The following is a 22881-nucleotide window of genomic DNA, read 5'->3' as shown; positions in this document are numbered from 1 at the left end:
GCGCGGTGCGCACCGCGGCGCGCACGACAGTCAGCACCACCACCGGCACCACCCACGAGAAAGAGGACCATGACGGACACCATGAGGGCAGTCGTCCTGCACGAGCACGGCGAGATCGAGGGCCTCACCCTCGAGGAGCACCACCCCCGCCCGCAGGTCCGCCCCGGGTTCGCGGTCGTCAAGGTCCGCGCCACCTCGCTGAACTACCACGACATCTTCACGGTGCGCGGCATGCCCGGCATCACCGTGCCGATGCCGATCGTCCCGGGCCTCGACGTCGTCGGCGAGATCGAGGAGCTCGGCGAGGGCGTGACCGGATGGAGCGCCGGCGACCGCGTGCTCGTCAACCCGTTGCGCGAGACCGGTGAGCTCATGGGCGAGATGGTCGACGGCGGCCTCGCCCAGTACGCGCTCGTCGCCGCCGACCAGCTCATCGCCATCCCCGACGCCGTCACCTTCGCGCAGGCCGCCGCCCTGCCCGTCGCCTACGGCACGGCCCACCGCATGATCGTCGGCAAGGATGCGATCAAGGCGGGCGACCGCGTGCTCGTCCTCGGCGCGTCCGGCGGCGTCGGCACCGCCGCCGTCCTCCTGGCCAAGAAGCTCGGCGCCTGGGTGGTCGCCGCCGTCGGCTCCGAGGAGAAGGCACGCCGCATGCGCGAGCTCGGCGCCGACGACGTCATCAACTACCGCGAGCAGGACTTCTACGCCTGGACCAAGGAGCACCTCGGCAAGCCGAACCGCTTCAACAGCACCACGGGCTTCGACGTCGTCGTCAACTTCACCGGCGGCGACACCTGGAAGCCCACCCTCAAGAGCACCGCGCTCGGCGGGAAGATCCTCGTCTGCGGCGCCACCGCCGGCTTCGACCCGGTCGAGGACCTGCGCTACATCTGGACGTTCGAGCTCCAGATCATCGGCTCCAACGGCTTCGCCGAGCCCGACTTCGTCGCCCTGCTCGACGACGTCGCGGCCGGCCGCCTCGAGCCCGTCGTGGACGAGGTCCTCCCGCTGTCCCGCGCCGCCGAGGGCCTCGCCCGCGTGCGCGATCGCGGCGTCGTCGGCAAGGTCGTCGTCGACCCGTGGCTCGAGCCCGGGCAGGAGTCCGCGTGAACGCGCGCCCCGAGCTTCCCCTGCTGACGCCCCAGGAGGTCGAGGCCGAGCTCCTGCGCAGCCCGTACCACCGTTGGCTCGGCCTGCGGGTCACCGAGGTCACCCGGGAGACGGTCGTCGTCGAGGTCGACGCCCGCGAGGAGTTCATCGCCGACGTCGACGCCGGGTACGTCCACGGCGGCATCCTCGCCACGCTGCTCGACCTGGCCGCCGACTGGGCCCTCGTCGGCACGCTCGGCACGGGCGTGCCCACGATCGACTTCTCCATCTCCTACCTGCGCGCCGCCCACCCCGGCACGCTCACGGTCACCGGGCGCGCCATCCGCCCGGGCCGCCAGGTCAGTCACGCCGAGGCGGAGGTCCGGGACGCCGACGGGCGCCTGCTCGCCGTGGGCCGCGGCTCGTTCCTGTCCTCGGTCGCCGAGCAGGCCCGCGCCGCGGCCGAGGCCCGGCGCCAGCAGGAGCCTCGCCCATGACGCTGCCGGCCGACAACCTCGGCAACGCCGTCGCGACCGACCACCCGGACGCCGAGGCCCTCGTCGAGGTCCGGGGCGGTTCGACCACGCGCTGGACCTACGGCGACCTCGAGACCGCCATCGAGGCCCAGGCCGACCGCCTCGAGGCCGCCGGCCACGAGCCCGGGGCGCGCATCGCCATCCTGGGCAGGAACTCCGGCGCCTGGCTCGTCGCCTTCTACGCCGCCCAGCGCGCCGGGCTCGTGCCCGTCCCGGTCAGCCACCGCCTGCCGGCTGACGGCATCCGCTACGTCCTCGAGAACTCCGGCGCCCGCCTCCTGTTCGCCGAGGACCCGGCGGCCGTCACCGACGTGCCCGCCGCCGTCACCGTGGTCCCGCTGGCCGACGTGCTCGACGGAGTGTCCCCGGCCGGTCGCACCGCGCCGGTCGTCCGCGCGCCCAGGCGCAGCGTCGACGTCGGCGAGCCGGGCATGATCCTCTACACCTCCGGCTCCACCGGCCGGCCCAAGGGCGTCGTCCTGTCCCACGCCAGCCACCTGTGGGTCATCGGCGTGGGGATGGGCTCCGGCGGCGGTGCGGACGGCGACCGCGCCCTCGTGGCCGCGCCGCTGTACCACATGAACGCGCTCGCGAACGTCCAGGGCGCCTTCGCCGCCGGGGCCGCCGTGGTCCTGCTCGATGCCTTCGACGCGCGCACGTTCCTGCGCGCCACCCAGGACGAGGGCGTGACCCGCGTGACCGGCGTGCCGCCGATGTTCGCGCTCCTCCTGCGCGAGCGCGACCTCGTCGACACCCTCGACCTCGGCTCCGTGCGCTTCGCGTTCGTCGGCTCGGCTCCCGCCAGCGACGACCTCCTCGACGAGATCGGCGAGCTCTTCCCGCGCGCCCACGTCCGCTTCGGCTACGGCACCACGGAGTCCGGCCCGGTCGCCTTCGTGGAGGACCCCGCCCGCCCGACGCCGAAGGGCAGCGTGGGCCTCGCCTCCCCGGACGTCGACCTGCGGCTCGTCGGCGCTGACGGGAGCGTCGACCCGCGCCGCGGCGTCCTCGAGATCCGGTGCCCCGCCCTGCTCAGCGGCTACCACGACCGCCCCGACCTGGAGAGTCCGCTCACCGCGGACGGCTTCTACCACTCCAAGGACCTCTTCGAGGTCGACGACGACGGCTACTACTTCTTCGCCGGCCGCGAGGACGACATGTTCTCCTCCGGCGGGGAGAACGTGTACCCGCTCGCCGTCGAGCAGGTCCTGCAGGCCTACCCGGGCGTGCTGCACGCCGCCGTCGTCCCGGTCCCCGACGAGATCAAGGGCGCCAAGCCGGTCGCCTTCGTCGTCCTGACCGGGGACGCGCGCGTGACCGAGGACGAGCTGCGCCGCCACACGCTCGACCACCTCGAGCCCTACGCGCACCCGCGGCGCGTGCACGTGATCGACGCGCTCCCGCTGTCCGGCACGAACAAGGTCGACCGGGAGCTCCTCACGCGTCTCGCGATCGAGCGGGCGGGGCAGGGGAACGCCACGCCGCCGGGGAACGACTCATGAGCGTCGCCCCCGCCCGCGTGCGGAGCCGTCGCCGGGTGCGCCGTGCCGGTGACGTCCTGCTGCCGGTCGGCGTCGTCGTCGCGCTCCTCGGCGTGCTCCAGGTGGTCGCGGTCACCGGTGCGATCCCGTCTGCGTACCTGCCGCCACCCACCGAGATCGGTGGTGAGCTGGTCGGCCTGCTCGGTGGCGCCACGCTGTGGGGACACATCGGGTCCACCGTCACCGGGTGGGCGCTGTCCCTGGCGATCGCCGTGGTGCTCGGCACCGCGGTCGGGATCCTGCTCGGCTCGGTCGAGAGCCTGCGCGCCCTGACGACGCCGCTCGTGGAGTTCCTCCGGCCCCTGCCGTCGATCGCGCTCATCCCGCTCGTCATCCTGCTCATCGGCGGCGGTCGGACCGGCGAGGTGGTCCTCGCCTCCTTCGCCGCGTTCTGGCAGATGCTCGTGGCGGCCATCGACTCGGTCCGCTCCGTCGACCCCGTCGCGCGCGAGACCGCGAACGCCTTCAACCTCACGGGGCGTCAGCGGATCGCCTGGGTCTACCTGCCGTCGATGCTCCCGCAGCTCGTCACGGGCGTGCGGATCGCGTCGGCGATGGCGCTCGTCATCGTCGTGACCACCGAGATCCTCATCGGCGTCCCCGGCCTCGGGCAGGGCCTCAACCTCGCCCGCAGCGGTGGCGAGCTCGCCCGGATGTACGCCTACATCGTCGTCATCGGCGTCGTGGGGCTCGTCCTCAACGCCGCCATCCGGTGGGTGGGCGACCGTGCCATCTCCTGGCACCCGTCGGTGCGGGAGGCGACCCGATGAGCCGGACCACCCGCCTCACGCTGCTCAAGGTGCTCGGCGCCGTCCTCGTCCTCGCGATCTGGTGGGCGACCTCCGCGGCGTCGACGAACATCTACTACCCGCCGATGACCGACGTCCTCACCGGGGTCGTCGACTACTGGCTGGCCGGGCAGGGGAGCGAGCACCTCGTCTCGTCGCTGGTCAACCTGTTCGCCGGGCTCGCGATCGCCATCGTGGCCGGCATCGGCATCGGGCTGCTCGTGGGGCAGGTGCGGGTGGTGGACCGCGCGATCTCGCCGGCCTTCGAGTTCGTCCGCGCCATCCCGGCCACCGCGCTCGTCCCGTTCGCCATGGTCCTGTTCGGCATCGGCACCGAGATGAAGATCTTCATCATCGCCCTGGGCTGCTTCTTCCCGATCCTCCTCAACGTCATCGACGCCTGCCGCTCCCTGCCGCCGCAGCTGCACGACACCACGCGGAGCTTCAACATCCGCGGACCGTTCCGCCAGCTCTTCGTCGTCGTGCCCGCCATCGCCCCACGGGCGGCGTCCGGCATCCGCGTGGCGATCCCGCTGGGCCTCATCCTCGTGGTCACCAGCGAGATGACCGGGACCAACCTGGGGATCGGCTACATCCTCACCACCGCCCAGAGCTCGTTCAACCTCAGCGCCGTCTGGGGGGCGATCGTCATCCTCGGCACGCTCGGCGTGCTCCTCAACCTCGCCTTCGCCGCCGTCGAACGACGCACGCTGCGCTGGCACGACGACCAGGCCCGCTGACCCACCGGCAGACCGCACCCGACCGACCGACCGCACCACCTCACGACCAGCGAAGGCAGACATGCTCCGCATCGACTCGCTCACCAAGACCTACGGCGAAGGACCGACCGCCTTCCAGGCGCTCGCCGACATCACCCTCGACGTGGCCGACGGCGAGTTCCTCTCCATCGTCGGGCCGTCCGGCGCCGGCAAGACGACGCTGCTCCGGTGCCTCGCCGGTCTCCAGCCCGCCACGTCCGGTTCCGTGGAGTTCGACGGCCGGGCGGTCACCTCCGTGCCCGACGACTTCGCCGTGGTCCTCCAGGACTACTCCCGCTCGCTGTTCCCGTGGTTCACGGTGGCCTCCAACGTGGGCCTGCCGCTCAGGGCCCGCGGCGTCGGGAAGGGCGAGCGGGCCGAGCGCGTCGAGCGGGCGCTCGCCGAGGTCGGCCTCGACGGCGTGGGGCGCAAGCACCCCTGGCAGCTGTCCGGCGGCATGCAGCAGCGGGTGGCCATCGCCCGCGCGCTCGCCTACCGGCCGAAGGTGCTCATCATGGACGAGCCGTTCGCGTCCGTCGACGCCCAGACCCGCGCCGACCTCGAGGACCTCGTCCTCACGCTGCGGGCCGAGTCCGAGATGACGGTCGTCTTCGTCACCCACGACGTCGACGAGTCCGTCTACCTCTCCGACCGGGTGGCGGTGATGACGAGATCGCCCAGCCGGATCGGGACGATCGTCGACATCGACCTGCCCGCCGACCGCGACCAGATCCGCACCAAGGCCCTGCCCCGGTTCGCCGAGCTGCGGGCGCGGGTGTTCTCCGAGATCCGAGAGCTCGTCGTCTCGCCGCAGCCGGACCCTGAGTACACGATCTGAACCACCTCCGTCCGACCAGCGCACGACCCATCCAGAGAAGGACCCCCTCATGACCTCACGACCCCGGCGCCTCGCCGCCGCCGCAGCGCTCGCCTCCGCCGCCCTCACCCTCGCCGCCTGCGGCGGCGGGGGACAGGAGGTGGCCGAGAACGAGGAGGGCCTCGTCGAGCTCACGGTCATGCAGATCACGACGATGGACGCCGGACCGCTGCACCTCGGCGTCGAGGAGGGCTTCTTCGAGGAGGAGGGGCTCGACGTCACGGTCCAGATCGCGGAGGCCGGATCGGCGATCGTGCCCTCGGTCGTCAACCAGGAGAGCCCGATCGGCTACGCCAACGTCGTCAGCGACCTCCAGGCGATCGACCAGGGGCTCGACGTCCAGCTCGTGGCCAACTGCTGCGGCGCCGGCAGCGACCCCGAGGCGGACACGTCGGGCATCTTCGTCCTGCCCGACAGCGGGTTCGAGTCCGCAGCAGACCTCGAGGGCGCGAACATCGCCGTCAACTCGGTCAACAACCTCGGTGACCTGACGATCATCACCGCCCTCGAGGCGGCCGGCGTCGACGGCGCCTCCCTGGAGTTCACGCCGATGAACTACTCCGACATGCCGGCGGCGCTCGAGCGCGGGGACGTCGACGCGATCTGGTCGGTCGAGCCGCACCGGTCGATCTCGGAGAGCCACGGGTTCGTCAACCTCAGCTCGAACTTCGTCGAGTCGTTCCCGGACACCCAGCTCGGCTACTACATCACCTCGGGCGCGTTCGCCGAGGCGAACCCCGACGCGGTGGCCGGCTTCCAGCGGGCGATGGACCGCGCCAACGAGTACGCGACGGAGAACCCGGACGAGGTGCGTCGCGTCATCGCCGAGCAGCTCGACCTCGACCCGGAGCTGGTGGACGAGGCGAACCTGGCCACCTACGTGCCGGGCCTCGACCAGGACAGCGTCCGCGCGTTCGCGGCGGCCGCCGTCGAGCAGGGGATGATCTCCGAGGAGCCGAACTACGACGAGATCTTCGTCGAGCCCCAGGAGTAGGAGCGGGCGCGGGCGTAGGAGGGGCCTGCGCTTAGGCGACCTCGCGCACCACGGGGCAGCTCATGCAGCGCGGGCCGCCGCGCCCGCGCCCCAGCTCGGCGCCCGGCACCTCGAGGACCTCGATGCCGTTGGCCCGCAGGTGGGCGTTGGAGGCAGGGGCGCGGTCGTAGGTGACGACGACGCCCGGTGCCAGGGCGAGCGCGTTGCAGCCGTCGTCCCACTGCTCGCGCGCGGCGTGGCGGGCGTCGAGGTCCGGGGTGAGGAAGCGCAGCTCGCGTCCGACGACCTCGCCGAGCGTGGCCCGCATCCGCTCCGGCGCATGATCGGTGACGACCAGGCCGCCCGAACCGTCGGGCGTGAGGACGAAGCTGGGCAGGTCGCCGAGCCCGCCGTAGAGCAGGAAGGTGCGCTCGTCGACCATCGTCATCGCCGTGTCGAGGTGCATGAGCTCGCGGGCCGTCGGCATCGCGATCGCGAGCACCCGGTCGGCGGACCCGGCCGCGAACAGCCGGGCCGCCAGGTGCTCGACGCCCTGCGGGGTGGTCCGCTCGCTCATCCCCACGACGACCGCGCCGTCGCCGACCACGAGGACGTCGCCGCCCTCGACGTTGGCCGCACCCTCGGCCGGGCCGGCCGCCCACCGGCGGAAGGTCGTGCGCCGGTGCGCGGCGACGTCGGGCGGGGGAGCACCCAGTTCCGGCCCGAGGACGTCGCCCGGGGCCCGGAACGGGGCGAAGCGCGGGTGCCAGCGGTAGATCGCCTCGTAGTGGATCGACTCGCGCACGCGCGCGGCGTAGCGCATCGAATTCACGGCCACCCCGTCGTAGACCCAGCACGAGGCGTCGCGCGTGAACAGGTGGTTGGGCAGCGGGCCGAGGATGAGGCCCTCGGGGCCGCGCACGTGCAGAGGGAGGGTGTCCACGCCGCCGAGCCGCTCGGCGACCTCGCGGCCGGTGAGCCCGGTGACGAGGACCGCGGCCAGGTCGGCGTCGTCGAGGTCATGGGCGTGCTCCCACAGCTCGGCAGCCAGGGCAGGACCGAGGTTCTCCCGGGTGAAGGTCGCGTCGAGCAGGTGGAAGCGTGCCTCGCGCACCGCAAGGGTCTCGGTGAGCAGCCGGGTGAGGTCGTGCACGACGACGCCAGCCCCGGTGAGCACCTCGACGAAGGCGTCGTGCTCCTCCTGCGCACGGGAGACCCACAGCAGGTCGTCCCACAGCAGCTCGTCCATCGTGGCCGGCGTGAGGCGCTCGAGCTCGGCACCGGGCCGGTGCACGATCACCTCGCGCAGCCGGCCGACCTCGGAGGCGACGTTCGGGGCGGCGGCGGTGGGCTCCATGACAGGGCAGTCTGCCGCAGGTCGGACGCGAGGGACTCGAGCGCGGGCCGTCCGGCGTCAACGACCGGCCTGGCGACGACGCCCGCTGACCAGCCCCGCACCCGGGCCCCGCCTGAACGCCGTTCGTCCCATCGCCCGCGACGCGGCACGATGGACCCCATGACCGAAGCCTCTCCGTCGTCGTCCGAGTCCGCCGAGCTGCGCCTGTGGGGCGGCCGCTTCGCCGGCGGCCCCGCCGACGCGCTCACCGAGCTCTCGCGCTCCACCCACTTCGACTGGCGCCTGGCCCGGCACGACATCGCCGGCTCGCGCGCGCACGCCCGGGCCCTGGCCCGTGCCGACCTGCTCACCGACGACGAGCTCGCCGGGATGCTCGACGCCCTCGACCGGCTCGAGGCCGACGTCGTCTCCGGCGCCTTCGCCCCGCGGCCCGAGGACGAGGACGTGCACACCGCCCTGGAACGCGGCCTCATCGAGCGTGCCGGGCCCGAGCTGGGTGGGCGGCTGCGCGCCGGACGCTCGCGCAACGACCAGATCGCCACGCTCGTGCGCCGCTACCTGCGCGAGGAGGCCCGGCACGTCGGTGGCCTCGTCCTCGACGTCGTCGACGCGCTGGTCGACCAGGCCGCCGCCCACCCCGAGGCGATCATGCCCGGGCGCACGCACATGCAGCACGCGCAGCCCATCCTGCTGGCCCACCACCTGCTCGCCCACGCGTGGCCGCTCATGCGCGACGTCGAGCGCCTCCTCGACTGGGACGTGCGCGCCGCACTGTCCCCCTACGGCGCCGGGGCGCTCGCCGGCAACACGCTCGGCCTCGACCCGCACGCCGTCGCCGCCGACCTCGGGTTCATGGGGCCCGAGGAGAACTCGCTCGACGCGACCGCCGCCCGCGACGTCGTCGCCGAGTTCTCCTGGGTGGCCGCGATGATCGGCGTCGACCTCTCGCGCATCTCCGAGGAGGTCATCATCTGGGCGACCAAGGAGTTCGGCTTCGTCACCCTCGACGACTCCTACTCCACCGGGTCGAGCATCATGCCGCAGAAGAAGAACCCCGACGTCGCCGAGCTCGCCCGCGGCAAGGCCGGCCGTCTCGTCGGCGACCTCACCGCCCTGCTCGTCACGCTCAAGGGCCTCCCGCTCGCCTACGACCGCGACCTCCAGGAGGACAAGGAGCCCGTCTTCGACGCGGTCGACACCCTGTCCGTGCTCCTGCCCGCCGTCGCCGGCCAGATCGCCACCCTCACCTTCGACACCGAGCGGATGGCCGAGCTCGCCCCCCAGGGCTTCTCGCTGGCCACCGACATCGCCGAGTGGCTCGTGCGCCGTCGGGTCCCCTTCCGTGAGGCGCACGAGATCGCGGGCGGCTGCGTGCGCGTCGCCGAGTCCCAGGACAAGGAGCTGTGGGACCTCACCGACGACGAGCTCACGTCGGTCTCCGTCCACCTCACCCCCGAGGTGCGCGAGGTCCTCTCCGCGCAGGGCTCGGTCGCCGCGCGCGACGGGCACGGCGGGACGGCCCCCGCACGGGTGCTCGAGCAGCTCGCCCGTGCCGGGAACCTCAGCGCCCAGCTGCGCAGCGCCCTGACCGGCGCCGCGGCGGACGCGGAGGGAGATCCCGCCCCCGACGACGACGTCCCCGCCCCGGGTGGGGGCGGCACCTCGGGGGAGGGCGCCTGACGGTGCCCGACGCCGCGGGCCCGGCCGATGAGGTCGGACGGACCCGGGCGTTCCTCGCCCGACCGGCGACCGAGGTGGCGCCCGAGCTGCTGGGGAGCACCGTCGTCGTGCGGTCGGCGGAGGGCGAGGTCGCGGTCCGGCTCACCGAGGTGGAGGCCTACCTCGGGGTGGACGACCCCGGCTCGCACGCGCACAGCGGTGTCCCGACGGCGCGCACCGCCCCCATGTTCGGGCCCGCCGGCCACGTCTACGTGTACTTCACCTACGGGATGCACACCTGCCTCAACCTCGTCTGCGGTGCGCGGGGACAGGCGACGGGGGTGCTGCTGCGTGGCGGCGAGGTCGTCCGCGGCGCGGCCCTCGCGCGCGAACGGCGTGGCACGTCCGTCCGTGAGGCGGCGCTCGCCCGCGGACCCGGCAACCTCGGTGCGGCGCTCGGCCTGAGCGTGGCGGACTCGGGCGCCGCGCTCGAGCCCGCCGGGCGGATCTGGCTCGAGGTGGCGGGGCCGCCGGCGAGCCATGCCAGCGGCCCCCGCGTCGGTGTCTCGGGACCCGGTGGGGACGGCGAGCGGTACCCCTGGCGGTTCTGGCTGCCGGGCGCCGTCGGGGTCTCGGCCTACCGGCCGGGCAAGGTCCGACGGCGCGGCTGACCGGCCGGCGCCCGGATCGCGGTCGGTGGTCGTGCCGAGCCCCGCGCTCTCGACGACCTCGGTCGGATCGACGGACGGGCTTGCGCGCACCCGCCTCGATCGAGTGAGGTAAGCCTGACCTAACCAGGAGGAGCGATGCCCGAGCAGTACCCCGCGTACAAGCGCAACCTCATCGGCGCGGCGACCGCGCTGTACGCGCGCACGATGTCCGTCGCCCCGCTGCGCGACTTCTACCCGGAGTTCCCCGCCCGTGTCACCGGGCTGACCGACCTCACGCCGTCCTTCCGGCGGGTGCGGATCACGGCCCCGGAGCTGGCGGAGGTCGAGCGGCTCGGCCCGGACGAGTACATCGGCATCTACATGCCCCCGCCCGGCACGGCGCTCCGCCTGCCCGCGCCGGCGCTCAACCCGCGCGGCCCGCTGCAGAAGATCCCCGAGGCCGAGCGTCCCGAGCTGCGCTGGTACACGATTCGCTCGCAGGAGCCGGGATCGGACACGATCGACGTCGACGTCGTGGCCACCGGTCACGACGGGCCGGGCGCCCGCTGGATCGAGCGCGTGGCCGTCGGCGACGAGATCGGCGTCCGCGTCCAGACCGCGCCCTACGGTGGTGCGCCGGACCACGGGCACCAGGTGCTGCTCGCCGACGAGACCGGCCTGCCCGGCATGCTCGCCGTCCTCGACGCCCACCGCGACGAGCCCGCCCGGCGGTTCACCGCCATCCTCGAGGTCCCGGACCGGAGCCTGGTCACCGCCGACGTCGACGAGCAGGAGATCACCGTGGTCCTGCGCGGCGAGGAGGCGCCGGGGTCCGCGCTCGTGCCCGCCCTGCGGTCCGCCGACGTCGACGACGCGGTCTACGCCTGGGCCTGCGCCGAGGCCGCCGCCGTCGCGGGCGCCCGCCGCCACCTCGTCAAGGAGCGTGGACTCGACCGCCGGACCGTCATGTACACCGGATTCTGGAAGGTCGGCCGCGCGCGCCTCTGACCACCGCCCGACGTCGACGACCTCCACGGTCCCCGCCGTCGGTGCCCGTGCCGCGGACTGACCGACCCGTGCGGGCGTGCTCCGGCGTCGGCGGTGCTCCTGGGCGCATCGGGAACGACGTCGCCCCGGGTGGCACGATGTCCCGTGGCGCCGCTCCCGGCGCCCGCGCCGAGGCGGCGTGACGAACGAAGACAAGGGAGACCGCGTCGTGACCGACGTCCTCGACGAGCTGCAGTGGCGGGGCCTCATCGCCCAGCACACCGACCTGGACGCGCTGCGCGCGGCCCTCGCCGACGGCCCGGTCACGTATTACTGCGGCTTCGACCCGACCGCCGCGTCGCTGCACCACGGTCACCTCGTCCAGCTGCTGCTGCTGCGCCACCTCCAGCGCGCGGGACACCGGCCGGTCGCCCTGGTCGGCGGGGCGACGGGCATGATCGGGGACCCGCGGATGAGCGGCGAACGCGTGCTCAACACCGCCGAGACCGTGGCCGAGTGGACCGAGCGTTTGCGCGACCAGGTCTCCCGCTTCCTCTCCTTCGAGGGGGACAACGCCGCGCAGGTCGTCAACAACATGGACTGGACGGCGGGGCTCACGGCGATCGAGTTCCTGCGCGACGTCGGCCAGCACTTCCGCTTGTCGACGATGCTGGCCAAGGACAACGTCGCACGCCGGCTGGAGTCGGCCGAGGGCATCAGCTACACCGAGTTCAGCTACCAGCTGCTCCAGGGTATGGACTTCCTCGAGCTCTACCGCCGGCACGGGGTCACCCTGCAGACCGGTGGCAACGACCAGTGGGGCAACCTCGTCTCCGGCCTCGACCTCATCCGCAAGGTCGAGGGGGTCGGCGTGCACGTGCTCACCACCCCGCTCATCACCAAGTCCGACGGCACGAAGTTCGGCAAGTCCGAGGGCGGCGCCATCTGGCTGGCCCCGGACATGATGAGCCCGTACGCCTTCTACCAGTTCTGGCTCAACACTGCCGACGACGACGTGGTGCGCTTCCTCAAGATCTTCACCTTCCGCACGCGCGAGGAGATCGAGGAGATCGAGCGTGAGGTGGCCGAGCGCCCCTTCGCGCGCGCGGGCCAGAAGGTGCTCGCGGCGGACGTGACCACCCTGGTGCACGGCGCGGACGCGACCGCGCGGGTCCAGGCCGCCTCGGCCGCGGTCTTCGGCAAGGGCGACCTGCGCGAGCTCGACGCCCAGACCCTGCGCGACGCCACGGACGAGCTGCCCCGCGCCGCGGGCGTGGTGGGGGAGACCGCGATCGTCGACCTCCTCGTCGCCACCGGCCTCGAGCAGGGCCGCGGCGCGGCCCGCCGCACGATCGCCTCGGGCGGGGTCTCCGTCAACGGCACCAGGATCGACGACGGCGAACGGGTGCTCGAGGACGGTGACCTGCTCGCCGGCGACGTCGTCGTGCTGCGCAAGGGACGCAAGAACATGGCGATCGTCGAGGTGACCGCCTGAGGACGCGAACGGGGCCCGACGGGGACTGACGGGGCACCGGACGACCGGAGCGCACGACCGACGCCGGGACGGGGCAGCGACACGCCACGGACCTCGTGCCGCCACTCACCGTCCGGTGCGGCAGGTCACGCTCAAGAGCCCCGAATCCAGTTGACCGGGCGGATCGAGGCCGCGTAGAGTTTCTTCTCGCCGCACGGACCGGGACAACGGATCGAACGGGGCACAAACCCCCAGATCTACCGGGCCAAGGCACCCAACGACGAAGAAGCTGGCTCAGCCATCTCCTCCGACGATGGGCCAGAGGTTAGGCCGGTCACAAACCGCGAAAGTGGTCAGAAGCCGGAAGAACCTGTGGTTAAGATAGTCAAGTTGCCCTGATGCTGGGTCTGCTGCTTTGGGTGGTGGGCTGGCGTTGTGGGTGGGTTGTTTGAGAACTCAACAGTGCGTGATTGTTTTTGATGCCATGTGTGTGGGGGCATTGCGTGGGCCGTTGCCGTTGTGGTGGTGGTTCGTGTGGTGTTTCTGCATGTTTTTGTTTGTTTATTTTGGTCCTGCCTGGATTGCTTGCTCGTGAGTGGGCTGGTGGTTGGGTGGGATCTTGTTGGGATCGCTCTGCCGCTGTTGTTGTGGTGGTGGGGTTGGTCTTCGTATGGATGGTCATGCCTGGCGCCCTTGGGGTGTTGGGTGTGCGTGTTTTTTACGGAGAGTTTGATCCTGGCTCAGGACGAACGCTGGCGGCGTGCTTAACACATGCAAGTCGAACGGTGAAGCTCAGCTTGCTGGGTGGATCAGTGGCGAACGGGTGAGTAACACGTGAGTAACCTGCCCTCCACTTCGGGATAACCTCGGGAAATCGGGGCTAATACCGGATATGACATTGCCTCGCATGGGGTGGTGTGGAAAGATTTATTGGTGGGGGATGGGCTCGCGGCCTATCAGCTTGTTGGTGGGGTAATGGCCTACCAAGGCGTCGACGGGTAGCCGGCCTGAGAGGGTGACCGGCCACACTGGGACTGAGACACGGCCCAGACTCCTACGGGAGGCAGCAGTGGGGAATATTGCACAATGGGCGGAAGCCTGATGCAGCGACGCCGCGTGAGGGATGACGGCCTTCGGGTTGTAAACCTCTTTCAGCAGGGAAGAAGCGAAAGTGACGGTACCTGCAGAAGAAGCGCCGGCTAACTACGTGCCAGCAGCCGCGGTAATACGTAGGGCGCAAGCGTTGTCCGGAATTATTGGGCGTAAAGAGCTCGTAGGCGGTTTGTCGCGTCTGCTGTGAAAACGCGGGGCTCAACCCCGCGCCTGCAGTGGGTACGGGCAGACTAGAGTGTGGTAGGGGAGACTGGAATTCCTGGTGTAGCGGTAAAATGCGCAGATATCAGGAGGAACACCGGTGGCGAAGGCGGGTCTCTGGGCCATCACTGACGCTGAGGAGCGAAAGCATGGGTAGCGAACAGGATTAGATACCCTGGTAGTCCATGCCGTAAACGTTGGGCACTAGGTGTGGGGCCTGTTTCCACGGGTTCCGCGCCGTAGCTAACGCACTAAGTGCCCCGCCTGGGGAGTACGGTCGCAAGGCTAAAACTCAAAGGAATTGACGGGGGCCCGCACAAGCGGCGGAGCATGCTGATTAATTCGATGCAACGCGAAGAACCTTACCAAGGCTTGACATATACCGGAAACATCCAGAGATGGGTGCCCCGTAAGGTCGGTATACAGGTGGTGCATGGTTGTCGTCAGCTCGTGTCGTGAGATGTTGGGTTAAGTCCCGCAACGAGCGCAACCCTTGTCCTGTGTTGCCAGCACGTGATGGTGGGGACTCATGGGAGACTGCCGGGGTCAACTCGGAGGAAGGTGGGGATGACGTCAAATCATCATGCCCCTTATGTCTTGGGCTTCAAGCATGCTACAATGGCCGGTACAAAGGGCTGCGATACCGTGAGGTGGAGCTAATCCCAGAAAGCCGGTCTCAGTTCGGATTGGGGTCTGCAACTCGACCCCATGAAGTCGGAGTCGCTAGTAATCGCAGATCAGCAACGCTGCGGTGAATACGTTCCCGGGCCTTGTACACACCGCCCGTCACGTCACGAAAGTCGGTAACACCCGAAGCCGGTGGCCCAACCCTTGTGGGGGGAGCCGTCGAAGGTGGGACTGGCGATTGGGACGAAGTCGTAACAAGGTAGCCGTACCGGAAGGTGCGGCTGGATCACCTCCTTTCTAAGGAGCACGTAGAGTACCTGCGCATCACACCCGATGGTTTCCCGTTGTCTGTGCGCCTGATTGGCGTGTGGTTCGGGGGTGTTGGGTGTGGTGGTGGGTGGGCCCGACCGGGTTTGCCTGGCCCCGTTTGTGGGGCGTGGGGCGTGTTCGTGGGTGGAACGTCGAGAGCTGTCACGCGCTGTTGGGTCCTGAGACCATCCACCCCTGCTGGTTGGGGTTGTGTGTGTCTTTGGTGGCCCTGCTCCTGGCCCTGCCACGCAGTACGTGTGGTGGTGGGTGGGGGTGTGGGTGGGTTGTTTGAGAACTGTACAGTGGACGCGAGCATCTTTGTATGTTTTGTTGAGTTTTGTGTTGTGTTTTGTTTCCTGGTGGCCTGCCGCCTTGTGTGGTGGGTTGTTGGGAAGTTTTTAAGAGCATTCGGTGGATGCCTTGGCACCAGGAGCCGATGAAGGACGTCGTAGCCTGCGATAAGCCGCGGGGAGCTGGCAAACGAGCTGTGATCCGTGGATGTCCGAATGGGGGAACCCGGCCGCCGTCATGGGCGGTCACGCGCGTCTGAATGTATAGGACGTGTGAGGGAACGCGGGGAAGTGAAACATCTCAGTACCCGCAGGAAGAGATATTCCGTGAGTAGTGGCGAGCGAAAGCGGATCAGGCTAAACCGTGCGTGCGTGAGAGCCGGCAGGCGTTGTGCGTGCGGGGTTGTGGGACGTGTTCGTTCCTCTCTGCCGGGAGGGGCGCTGTGGCATCGTGTGGGAGCTGAAAGGTCTGGGAAGGCCTGGCGTAGAGGGTGAGACCCCTGTAGGCGTACCGTGCGTGTCGTGGTGTGGATGTGTTCCCGAGTAGCACCGGGCCCGTGAAATCCGGTGTGAATCTGGCAAGACCACTTGCTAAGCCTAAATACTACCTGGTGACCGATAGCGGACTAGTACCGTGAGGGAAAGGTGAAAAGTACCCCGGGAGGGGAGTGAAATAGTACCTGAAACCGGATGCTTACAATCCGTCGGAGCCTCCTTGGTTGGGGTGACGGCGTGCCTTTTGAAGAATGAGCCTGCGAGTTAGTGGCGTGTGGCGAGGTTAACCCGTGTGGGGAAGCCGTAGCGAAAGCGAGTCCGAACAGGGCGGCCAGTCGCGCGTTCTAGACCCGAAGCGAAGTGATCTACCCATGGGCAGGTTGAAGCACGTGTAAGAGCGTGTGGAGGACCGAACCCACTTAGGTTGAAAACTGAGGGGATGACCTGTGGGTAGGGGTGAAAGGCCAATCAAACTTCGTGATAGCTGGTTCTCCCCGAAATGCATTTAGGTGCAGCGTCGCGTGCTTCTTGCCGGAGGTAGAGCTACTGGATGGCCGATGGGCCCTACAAGGTTACTGACGTCAGCCAAACTCCGAATGCCGGTAAGTGTGAGCGTGGCAGTGAGACTGCGGGGGATAAGCTTCGTAGTCGAGAGGGAAACAGCCCAGATCATCGGCTAAGGCCCCTAAGCGTGTGCTAAGTGGGAAAGGATGTGGAGTTGCAGTGACAACCAGGAGGTTGGCTTAGAAGCAGCCATCCTTGAAAGAGTGCGTAATAGCTCACTGGTCAAGTGATTCCGCGCCGACAATGTAGCGGGGCTCAAGCACACCGCCGAAGCCGTGGCACCATGACATGTCCCTAGCTCCTTTGGGGTTCAGGGGTCGTGGTGGGTAGGGGAGCGTCGCGTGGGAGGTGAAGCTGCGGGGTGACCCAGTGGTGGATCCTACGCGAGTGAGAATGCAGGCATGAGTAGCGAATGACGGGTGAGAACCCCGTCCGCCGAATGACCAAGGGTTCCAGGGCCAGGTTAATCCGCCCTGGGTTAGTCGGGACCTAAGGCGAGGCCGACAGGCGTAGTCGATGGACAACGGGTTGATACTCCCGTGACCGGCGAAGGACCGCCCATACCGAGGCCGGTGATGCTAACCACCCAAACCACTGCCTGTGGCCCTTCGGGGTCTGGTGGTGGGGCGCGTGGGACCCGATCCGGTAGTAGGTAAGCGTATTAACAGGGGTGACGCAGGAAGGTAGCCGCGCGATCCTAATGGCTTGGATCGTTCAAGGGTGCAGGGCGAGGTGCAGGCAAATCCGCATCTCATATAGCTCAAGGCCGGATGATGACACCGTATGGTGGAAAGTGGTGATCCTATGCTGCCAAGAAAAACCTCGACGCGAGGGACTAGCCGCCCGTACCCTAAACCGACTCAGGTGGTCAGGTAGAGAATACTAAGGCGATCGAGATAATCATGGTTAAGGAACTCGGCAAAATGCCCCCGTAACTTCGGGAGAAGGGGGGCCCTATGGGTGATCACCACTTGCGGGTGTGAGCCTGGCGGGCCGCAGAGACCAGGGAGAAGCGACTGTTTACTAAAAACACAGGTCCGTGCGAAGTCGCAAGACGATGTATACGGACTGACGCCTGCCCGGTGCTGGAAGGTTAAGAGGACGGGTCAACCCCCTTGTGGGGTGAAGCTCAGAATTTAAGCCCCAGTAAACGGCGGTGGTAACTATAACCATCCTAAGGTAGCGAAATTCCTTGTCGGGTAAGTTCCGACCTGCACGAATGGCGTAACGACTTCTCCGCTGTCTCGACCATGAACTCGGCGAAATTGCATTACGAGTAAAGATGCTCGTTACGCGCAGCAGGACGGAAAGACCCCGGGACCTTTACTATAGCTTGGTATTGGTGTTGGGTACGGCTTGTGTAGGATAGGTGGGAGACTGTGAAGCATGCACGCCAGTGTGTGTGGAGTCGTCGTTGAAATACCACTCTGGTCGTTCCTAACGTCTAACCTCGGTCCGTGATCCGGATCAGGGACATTGCCTGGTGGGTAGTTTAACTGGGGCGGTTGCCTCCTAAAGAGTAACGGAGGCGCTCAAAGGTTCCCTCAGCCTGGTTGGCAATCAGGTGTTGAGTGCAAGTGCACAAGGGAGCTTGACTGCGAGACAGACATGTCGAGCAGGGACGAAAGTCGGAACTAGTGACCCGGCGGTGGCTTGTGGAAGCGCCGTCGCTCAACGGATAAAAGGTACCCCGGGGATAACAGGCTGATCTTGCCCAAGAGTCCATATCGACGGCATGGTTTGGCACCTCGATGTCGGCTCGTCGCATCCTGGGGCTGGAGTAGGTCCCAAGGGTTGGGCTGTTCGCCCATTAAAGCGGTACGCGAGCTGGGTTTAGAACGTCGTGAGACAGTTCGGTCCCTATCCGCTGCGCGCGCAGGAAACTTGAGAAGGGCTGTCCCTAGTACGAGAGGACCGGGACGGACGAACCTCTGGTGTGCCAGTTGTTCCGCCAGGAGCATGGCTGGTTGGCTACGTTCGGGAGGGATAACCGCTGAAAGCATCTAAGCGGGAAGCCTGCTTCAAGATGAGGTTTCCACCACCTTTGGGTGGGAAGGCCCCCTATAGACCATGGGGTTGATAGGCCGGATGTGGAAGCGGCGAAAGTCGTGAAGCTGACCGGTACTAATTGGCCGACAACTTCTCATACACCAACCCCCGCACATGTTTGGGGGTAGGCCACACAAGAAGCGAGCACTGACAAGTCTGAACAACTTGCGCGTCCACTGTACGGTTCTGGAACCACCCACCCCGGAACCACACCCCAACAACCCCATTCAGGGGTCGAGGGGTGCGGGTTTGTGGGGATAACAGAAGATGCTGGTTCCGCCAGGTTACGGCGGCAATAGCGAGGGGGAAACGCCCGGTCCCATTCCGAACCCGGAAGCTAAGCCCCTCAGCGCCGATGGTACTTCACGGGCGACCGTGCGGGAGAGTAGGACACCGCCGTACACACCATTGAAGGGAGGGCCCCGACACCACTACAGGTGCCGGGGCCCTTCCCATACCCACACAACCGCGCCCACCGAGCGCCGGAGCCCCGCACGCCCTCAGGAGGGCGTGACGTAGAGTCTGAGCCCGCCGCGCACACCCACCAACAACGGGCAGCGACCGATCAGCTCGTGCCTCGCGGCGATATGCGTGAGCATCGACAGGAGAACAGAGTGAGCCAGACATCTGACGAGGACGACCGTTCCCCGCGAGGCGCCGACATCGGCCGCTCCGGGGCGGGTCCGCGGGGTGCTCGGCGACCTGACCGGGGGGACTCCAGCCGTGATGGTCAGGCTTTGAACCGCAATGGCCGACGTCGGTGGGAGGAGCGTCCCTCGCGGCGCGACAGTGGGCAGGGCGACGGTGAGCGCCGCGGCGGAGAGCGTTCCCGCTCTGGTGATCGTGCGTCCTCCGGTAAGCGTCGGTGGGAGGAGCGTCCTCCTCGCCGTGCGGGTGGCTCGCGCGGCGGAGAGCGTCGTGGCGGTGACCGCCCGCGTTCCGGTGATCGTTCGTCCACCGGTGGTCGTCCGGCCTCGGGCGATCGTCGGTGGGAGGACCGGCCCCCTCGCCAGCATGGTGGGCAGCGTGACGGTGAGCGTCGCGGTGGGGACCGCCCGCGCTCTGGCGAGCGGTCGTGGTCTGGTGGGCGTCGGTGGGAGGAGCGTCCTCCTCGGCGTGACAGCGGTCAGCGCAGCGGACGAGAGCGTGACGGCGAGCAGCGCGGTGGCTACCGACGCGTCGGGCACGGCCGCCCGGGCGAGGCGCGTCGCGAGGCCGGCCCCCGTGCGCCCGAGATCCCCGAGGACATCACGCCCGGCATGCTCGACCGGGAGGCGCGGCGCGAGCTCCTCACCCTGTCCAAGACCAACGGTGCGACGGTCGCACGGCACCTCGTCATGGCCGGGATCCTGCTCGAGAACGACCCGGAGGGCGCTTACGAGCACGCGAAGGCAGCCGGCCGAGGCGCTGGTCGGGTTGCCGTCGCCCGTGAGGCCGTCGCGCTGACCGCCTACGCCACCGCACGCTACGGGGAGGCTCTCAAGGAGATCCGCGCTGCGAGGCGTCTTTCGGGTCGCAACGACCACCGCGTGATGGAGGCGGATGCCGAACGCGGGCTCGGTCGCCCCGAACGTGCGCTGACCGTCGTCGCCGAGACCGACACGTCGGGGCTCGACGACGCCGAGCGTGCCGAGCTGGCCATCGTCGCCTCCGGCGCGCGTGCCGACCTCGGCGAGAACGAGGCGGGCCTCCTGCTCCTGCAGACCGTCGCGCTGGACTCGATCACCGACCCCGGCCCGCGCGCACGGCTCGACTCCGTCATCGCGGACCGGCTCGAGGAGCTGGGACGGCACGCCGAGGCCGCCGACCTGCGCGCACACACGGTCCTTCCCGACGCTCCCGTCGACGAGTTCGAGGTCATCGACCTCGGCCCCGACGATCCCACCGCGGAGCAGGACCGTCCGTCGCAGGCGGACGAGCAGTCCGAACCGTCCGCGACCGGCGGCGAGGACCCTGCGCCCGTGGTTGATGAGGAGGCCGAGCCGGACGAGAACCCGGAGGTAGACGACCCCGCGGTCGACGAACGTGCCGAACCTGCCGAGCCCGAGGAGACCACTGGAGCCACCGAGCCCGAGGAGACCACCGGAGCCACCGAGCCCGAGGAGACCGCTGGGCCCGGCGACTCCGAGGTCGACGACGTCGCCGTCACGGACGAGGCCCCGGAGGTCGATGACACCCCGGTCGACGCACGTGCCGAACCTGACGAGCCCGCTGCAGCCGGCGAGCCCGAGGGTGATGAGCAGGCCGCCCTCGCGGAGAGCCCTGCGGTCGACGAGCCTGAGGACGACGCCCAGCTCGAGCTCGACCTCGGCCTGGACGTGCCCGGGGACGAGACGCGCGGACCGGACGGTCCGACGTCGTAGACAATGTCCACGTGACACTGCTCGGAACGACCGCACCGCTCCACCAGGCCCACGACGTCGCCCTCGTCGACCTCGACGGCGTCTGCTACCGGGGACCTGAGGTGGTGCCGCACGCGGCGGGGTCGCTGACGGACGCGCGCGAGGACGGTCTGCGGGTCCGCTTCGTCACCAACAACGCCTCCCGCGAGCCGGGCACGGTCGCCGACCACCTCACCGAGCTCGGCATCGCCGCCTCGCCCGAGGAGGTCCTGTCCTCGGCGCAGGCCGGCGCGGCGCTGCTGGCCGAGCGTTTCCCGGCCGGCTCCACGGTACTCGTGGTCGGTGGCAAGGGCCTCCGCACAGCCGTCGCCGAGCGCGGCATGCGCATGGTCTCCACCGCCGCCGACGTGCCGGTCGCCGTCATCCAGGGCTGGGACCCCGACGTCTCGTGGAAGGAGCTCGCCGAGGCGTGCTACGCGATCGAGCGCGGTGCCGTCCACGTGGCCACCAACCTCGACATGAGCATCCCCAAGGAAGGCGGCATCGCCCCGGGCAACGGTGCGCTCGTGCGGGTGGTGGCCGGCGTGACCGGCGTCGAGCCGCTCTCCACCGGGAAGCCGCACCCGGAGATCTTCCGGACCGCGGCCCGCGAGGCCGACGGCTCCCGCCCGCTCGTCATCGGGGACCGGCTGGACACCGACATCGCCGGCGCGGTCGCGGCCTCGATGCCCTCCCTGCACGTGCTCACCGGCGTCAACGACGCTCGCGACGTCCTTCTGGCCGACCCGGCCGAACGGCCCACCTACCTGGCCATCGACCTGCAGGACCTCCTGCTCGCCCACGCCGCCCCGACCCTCGCGGACCCGGCCGGCGGATCGGGCCACGACGACGCCCCGGCCTGGACGCTCGGCGAGGCCCGCGCCTGGGTGGCGGACGGCCGCCTCCACCTCGCCGGCGCGGACGGCCGCGCCGTCGGGCTCGACGGCGCCCAGCAGGTCGTCGACCTCGACGGCTACCGGGCGCTGGTCGCCGCCGCGTGGGCGGCCGCGGACGCAGGCACACCGGTGGATCCTCGGCTCGTCCCCGAGCTGGTCGTCCGGCGGCGCTAGCTGTTCTGTCCACGGACGTTAGGTACGGCGTGGCTGCTAGACGATGACGAAGACCTCCGGGTGAGGTGTGAAGCGACCAAGCATTCGCATCTCACAAACCGGAGGCCTTCGTGTCCCACGCTAACGCTCGATTAACCCCTGCTGGTCGGTTGCGACTGGCCCAGCTCGTCGTTGACAAGGGATGGACGCTGGCCCGTGCTGCCGAGCGGTGGAACTGCTCGGTGACCACGGCCAGGAGGTGGGCCGATCGGTACCTGGCCGAGGGCCGCGCCGGCTTGGTCGATCGATCCTCCCGGCCGGCTCTCTCGCCCCATCGGACCGCGACCCGTGTCGAGCGGCGCGTGATCGGGCTGCGGGTCTCGCGGCGCTGGGGGCCGGCTCGGATCGCCTACCGATTGCGGATGGCGGTTTCCACGGTGCACAAGATCCTGCGCCGCTACGCCTGCCCGCCGCTGGCCTGGACCGACCCGGCCACCGGGGTCCGGATCAAGTGGTCCCGGCGCAAGGTCAACAGCTATGTCCACGACGCGCCCGGCGACCTGGTCCACGTCGACATCAAGAAGCTCGGCAAGATCCCCGACGGCGGCGGCCACAGGGTGCTGGGCAGGGCAGACGGACGGAAGAACACCAAGCGCGGCAAGATCGGCTACTGGTACATCCACAACGCCGTCGACGACCACAGCCGGCTCGGCTACAGCGAGCTGCTCACCGACGAACGCAAGGAGACCGCCGCCGCATTCTGGCAGCGTGCCAACGCCTACTTCGACTCGGTCGGGGTCACCGTCCAGCGGGTACTGACCGACAACGGCGCCTGCTACCGCTCCCGGACCTTCGCCAACGCCCTCGGCGAGACCATCGCGCACAAACGAACCCGGCCCTACCGCCCCCAGACCAACGGGAAGGTGGAGAGGTTCAACCGCACCCTCCTCGAGGAATGGGCCTACGTCAGGCCCTACTCCTCCGAGTCAGACCGTGCTGGAAGCTTCACCGACTGGCTCCACACCTACAATCACCACCGCGGTCACACCGCACTCGGCGGCAGAACACCAGCCGACCTCGTACCCAACCTGCGTGGACACAACAGCTAGCC

Annotated in this window: 15 protein-coding genes and 3 rRNA genes; 17 read left to right on the top strand and 1 reads right to left on the bottom strand. The window is 69.1% G+C overall.

Translation table 11 applies throughout. The features are described from left to right. The first annotated feature begins 69 nt into the window (after positions 1-69). From AC3D3D_RS02845 to AC3D3D_RS02815, 7 genes are all read left to right on the top strand, one after another. Positions 70-1113 (top strand): zinc-binding dehydrogenase, encoded by a 1044-nt coding sequence (locus tag AC3D3D_RS02845; protein ID WP_463661041.1) that lies wholly within the window; start codon positions 70-72, stop codon positions 1111-1113. After that, positions 1110-1589, top strand: a complete 480-nt coding sequence (locus AC3D3D_RS02840) for a PaaI family thioesterase (protein WP_463661042.1) — start codon at positions 1110-1112, stop codon at positions 1587-1589. The genes AC3D3D_RS02845 and AC3D3D_RS02840 overlap by 4 nt, the downstream gene beginning before the upstream one ends. Further along, positions 1586-3130, top strand: a complete 1545-nt coding sequence (locus AC3D3D_RS02835) for a class I adenylate-forming enzyme family protein (RefSeq protein ID WP_463661043.1) — start codon at positions 1586-1588, stop codon at positions 3128-3130. Before AC3D3D_RS02840 ends, AC3D3D_RS02835 begins: the two co-directional genes overlap by 4 nt. Beyond that, positions 3127-3939, top strand: coding sequence for an ABC transporter permease (locus AC3D3D_RS02830; RefSeq protein WP_463661044.1), 813 nt, complete (start codon positions 3127-3129; stop codon positions 3937-3939). Before AC3D3D_RS02835 ends, AC3D3D_RS02830 begins: the two co-directional genes overlap by 4 nt. Beyond that, positions 3936-4697 (top strand): ABC transporter permease, encoded by a 762-nt coding sequence (locus tag AC3D3D_RS02825; RefSeq protein WP_463661045.1) that lies wholly within the window; start codon positions 3936-3938, stop codon positions 4695-4697. Before AC3D3D_RS02830 ends, AC3D3D_RS02825 begins: the two co-directional genes overlap by 4 nt. Before the next feature lie 61 nt (positions 4698-4758). After that, the gene (locus AC3D3D_RS02820; RefSeq protein ID WP_463661046.1) at positions 4759-5553 is read left to right on the top strand and encodes an ABC transporter ATP-binding protein; all 795 of its coding nucleotides are present in this window, start codon (positions 4759-4761) and stop codon (positions 5551-5553) included. Between the two features lie 49 nt (positions 5554-5602). Further along, positions 5603-6586: an ABC transporter substrate-binding protein gene (locus AC3D3D_RS02815; protein ID WP_463661047.1), complete on the top strand. Its 984-nt coding sequence runs from the start codon at positions 5603-5605 to the stop codon at positions 6584-6586. A gap of 31 nt (positions 6587-6617) precedes the next feature. Here AC3D3D_RS02815 and AC3D3D_RS02810 read toward each other — a convergent pair whose 3' ends face one another. Further along, the gene (locus tag AC3D3D_RS02810; RefSeq protein WP_463661048.1) at positions 6618-7922 is read right to left on the bottom strand and encodes an arginine deiminase; all 1305 of its coding nucleotides are present in this window, start codon (positions 7920-7922) and stop codon (positions 6618-6620) included. Positions 7923-8081: 159 nt separating this feature from the next. Here AC3D3D_RS02810 and argH point away from each other — a divergent pair, with 159 nt between their 5' ends. The 10 genes from argH to AC3D3D_RS02760 all read left to right on the top strand — a co-directional run bounded on the left by argH (position 8082) and on the right by AC3D3D_RS02760 (position 22879). Then, positions 8082-9602, top strand: a complete 1521-nt coding sequence (gene argH / locus AC3D3D_RS02805) for an argininosuccinate lyase (RefSeq protein ID WP_463661049.1) — start codon at positions 8082-8084, stop codon at positions 9600-9602. 2 nt (positions 9603-9604) lie between these two features. Then, positions 9605-10252 (top strand): DNA-3-methyladenine glycosylase, encoded by a 648-nt coding sequence (locus AC3D3D_RS02800; RefSeq protein WP_463661050.1) that lies wholly within the window; start codon positions 9605-9607, stop codon positions 10250-10252. 135 nt (positions 10253-10387) lie between these two features. Then, the gene (locus AC3D3D_RS02795) at positions 10388-11239 is read left to right on the top strand and encodes a siderophore-interacting protein (RefSeq protein WP_463661051.1); all 852 of its coding nucleotides are present in this window, start codon (positions 10388-10390) and stop codon (positions 11237-11239) included. 208 nt (positions 11240-11447) lie between these two features. After that, entirely contained in the window at positions 11448-12713 is a 1266-nt protein-coding gene (gene tyrS, locus AC3D3D_RS02790; RefSeq protein WP_463661052.1) for a tyrosine--tRNA ligase, read from the top strand. Positions 12714-13409: 696 nt separating this feature from the next. Then, positions 13410-14930 (top strand): 16S ribosomal RNA (locus AC3D3D_RS02785). A 400-nt stretch (positions 14931-15330) separates the two neighbouring features. Further along, positions 15331-18439 (top strand): 23S ribosomal RNA (locus AC3D3D_RS02780). Between the two features lie 186 nt (positions 18440-18625). After that, a 5S ribosomal RNA gene (gene rrf / locus AC3D3D_RS02775) occupies positions 18626-18742 on the top strand. The 16S, 23S and 5S rRNA genes sit together here, the layout of an rRNA operon. Positions 18743-19599: 857 nt before the next feature. After that, positions 19600-20703 (top strand): tetratricopeptide repeat protein, encoded by a 1104-nt coding sequence (locus AC3D3D_RS02770; RefSeq protein WP_463661053.1) that lies wholly within the window; start codon positions 19600-19602, stop codon positions 20701-20703. Between the two features lie 11 nt (positions 20704-20714). Beyond that, positions 20715-21791 carry an HAD-IIA family hydrolase gene (locus AC3D3D_RS02765; RefSeq protein WP_463661054.1) on the top strand — a complete coding sequence of 359 codons (1077 nt, stop codon included), beginning with the start codon at positions 20715-20717 and terminating at the stop codon, positions 21789-21791. A gap of 110 nt (positions 21792-21901) precedes the next feature. After that, positions 21902-22879: an IS481 family transposase gene (locus AC3D3D_RS02760; RefSeq protein WP_488512346.1), complete on the top strand. Its 978-nt coding sequence runs from the start codon at positions 21902-21904 to the stop codon at positions 22877-22879. The last annotated feature ends 2 nt before the right edge of the window (positions 22880-22881 follow it).

The sequence above is a fragment of the Georgenia sp. X1117 genome, from assembly GCF_057784635.1.
Note: the sequence above shows the minus strand (reverse complement) of the source record. Positions and strands in the feature narration are given on the sequence as shown.

Excerpts from the sequence above, each read along its gene's own strand:
- AC3D3D_RS02770 (WP_463661053.1), top strand. The coding sequence starts at position 19,600 with ATGCTCGACCGGGAGGCGCGGCGCGAGCTCCTCACCCTGTCCAAGACC.
- AC3D3D_RS02845 (WP_463661041.1), top strand. The coding sequence starts at position 70 with ATGACGGACACCATGAGGGCAGTCGTCCTGCACGAGCACGGCGAGATC.
- AC3D3D_RS02835 (WP_463661043.1), top strand. The coding sequence starts at position 1,586 with ATGACGCTGCCGGCCGACAACCTCGGCAACGCCGTCGCGACCGACCAC.
- AC3D3D_RS02820 (WP_463661046.1), top strand. The coding sequence starts at position 4,759 with ATGCTCCGCATCGACTCGCTCACCAAGACCTACGGCGAAGGACCGACC.
- AC3D3D_RS02825 (WP_463661045.1), top strand. The coding sequence starts at position 3,936 with ATGAGCCGGACCACCCGCCTCACGCTGCTCAAGGTGCTCGGCGCCGTC.
- AC3D3D_RS02815 (WP_463661047.1), top strand. The coding sequence starts at position 5,603 with ATGACCTCACGACCCCGGCGCCTCGCCGCCGCCGCAGCGCTCGCCTCC.
- AC3D3D_RS02830 (WP_463661044.1), top strand. The coding sequence starts at position 3,127 with ATGAGCGTCGCCCCCGCCCGCGTGCGGAGCCGTCGCCGGGTGCGCCGT.
- argH (WP_463661049.1), top strand. The coding sequence starts at position 8,082 with ATGACCGAAGCCTCTCCGTCGTCGTCCGAGTCCGCCGAGCTGCGCCTG.
- AC3D3D_RS02810 (WP_463661048.1), bottom strand. The coding sequence starts at position 7,922 with ATGGAGCCCACCGCCGCCGCCCCGAACGTCGCCTCCGAGGTCGGCCGG.
- AC3D3D_RS02795 (WP_463661051.1), top strand. The coding sequence starts at position 10,388 with ATGCCCGAGCAGTACCCCGCGTACAAGCGCAACCTCATCGGCGCGGCG.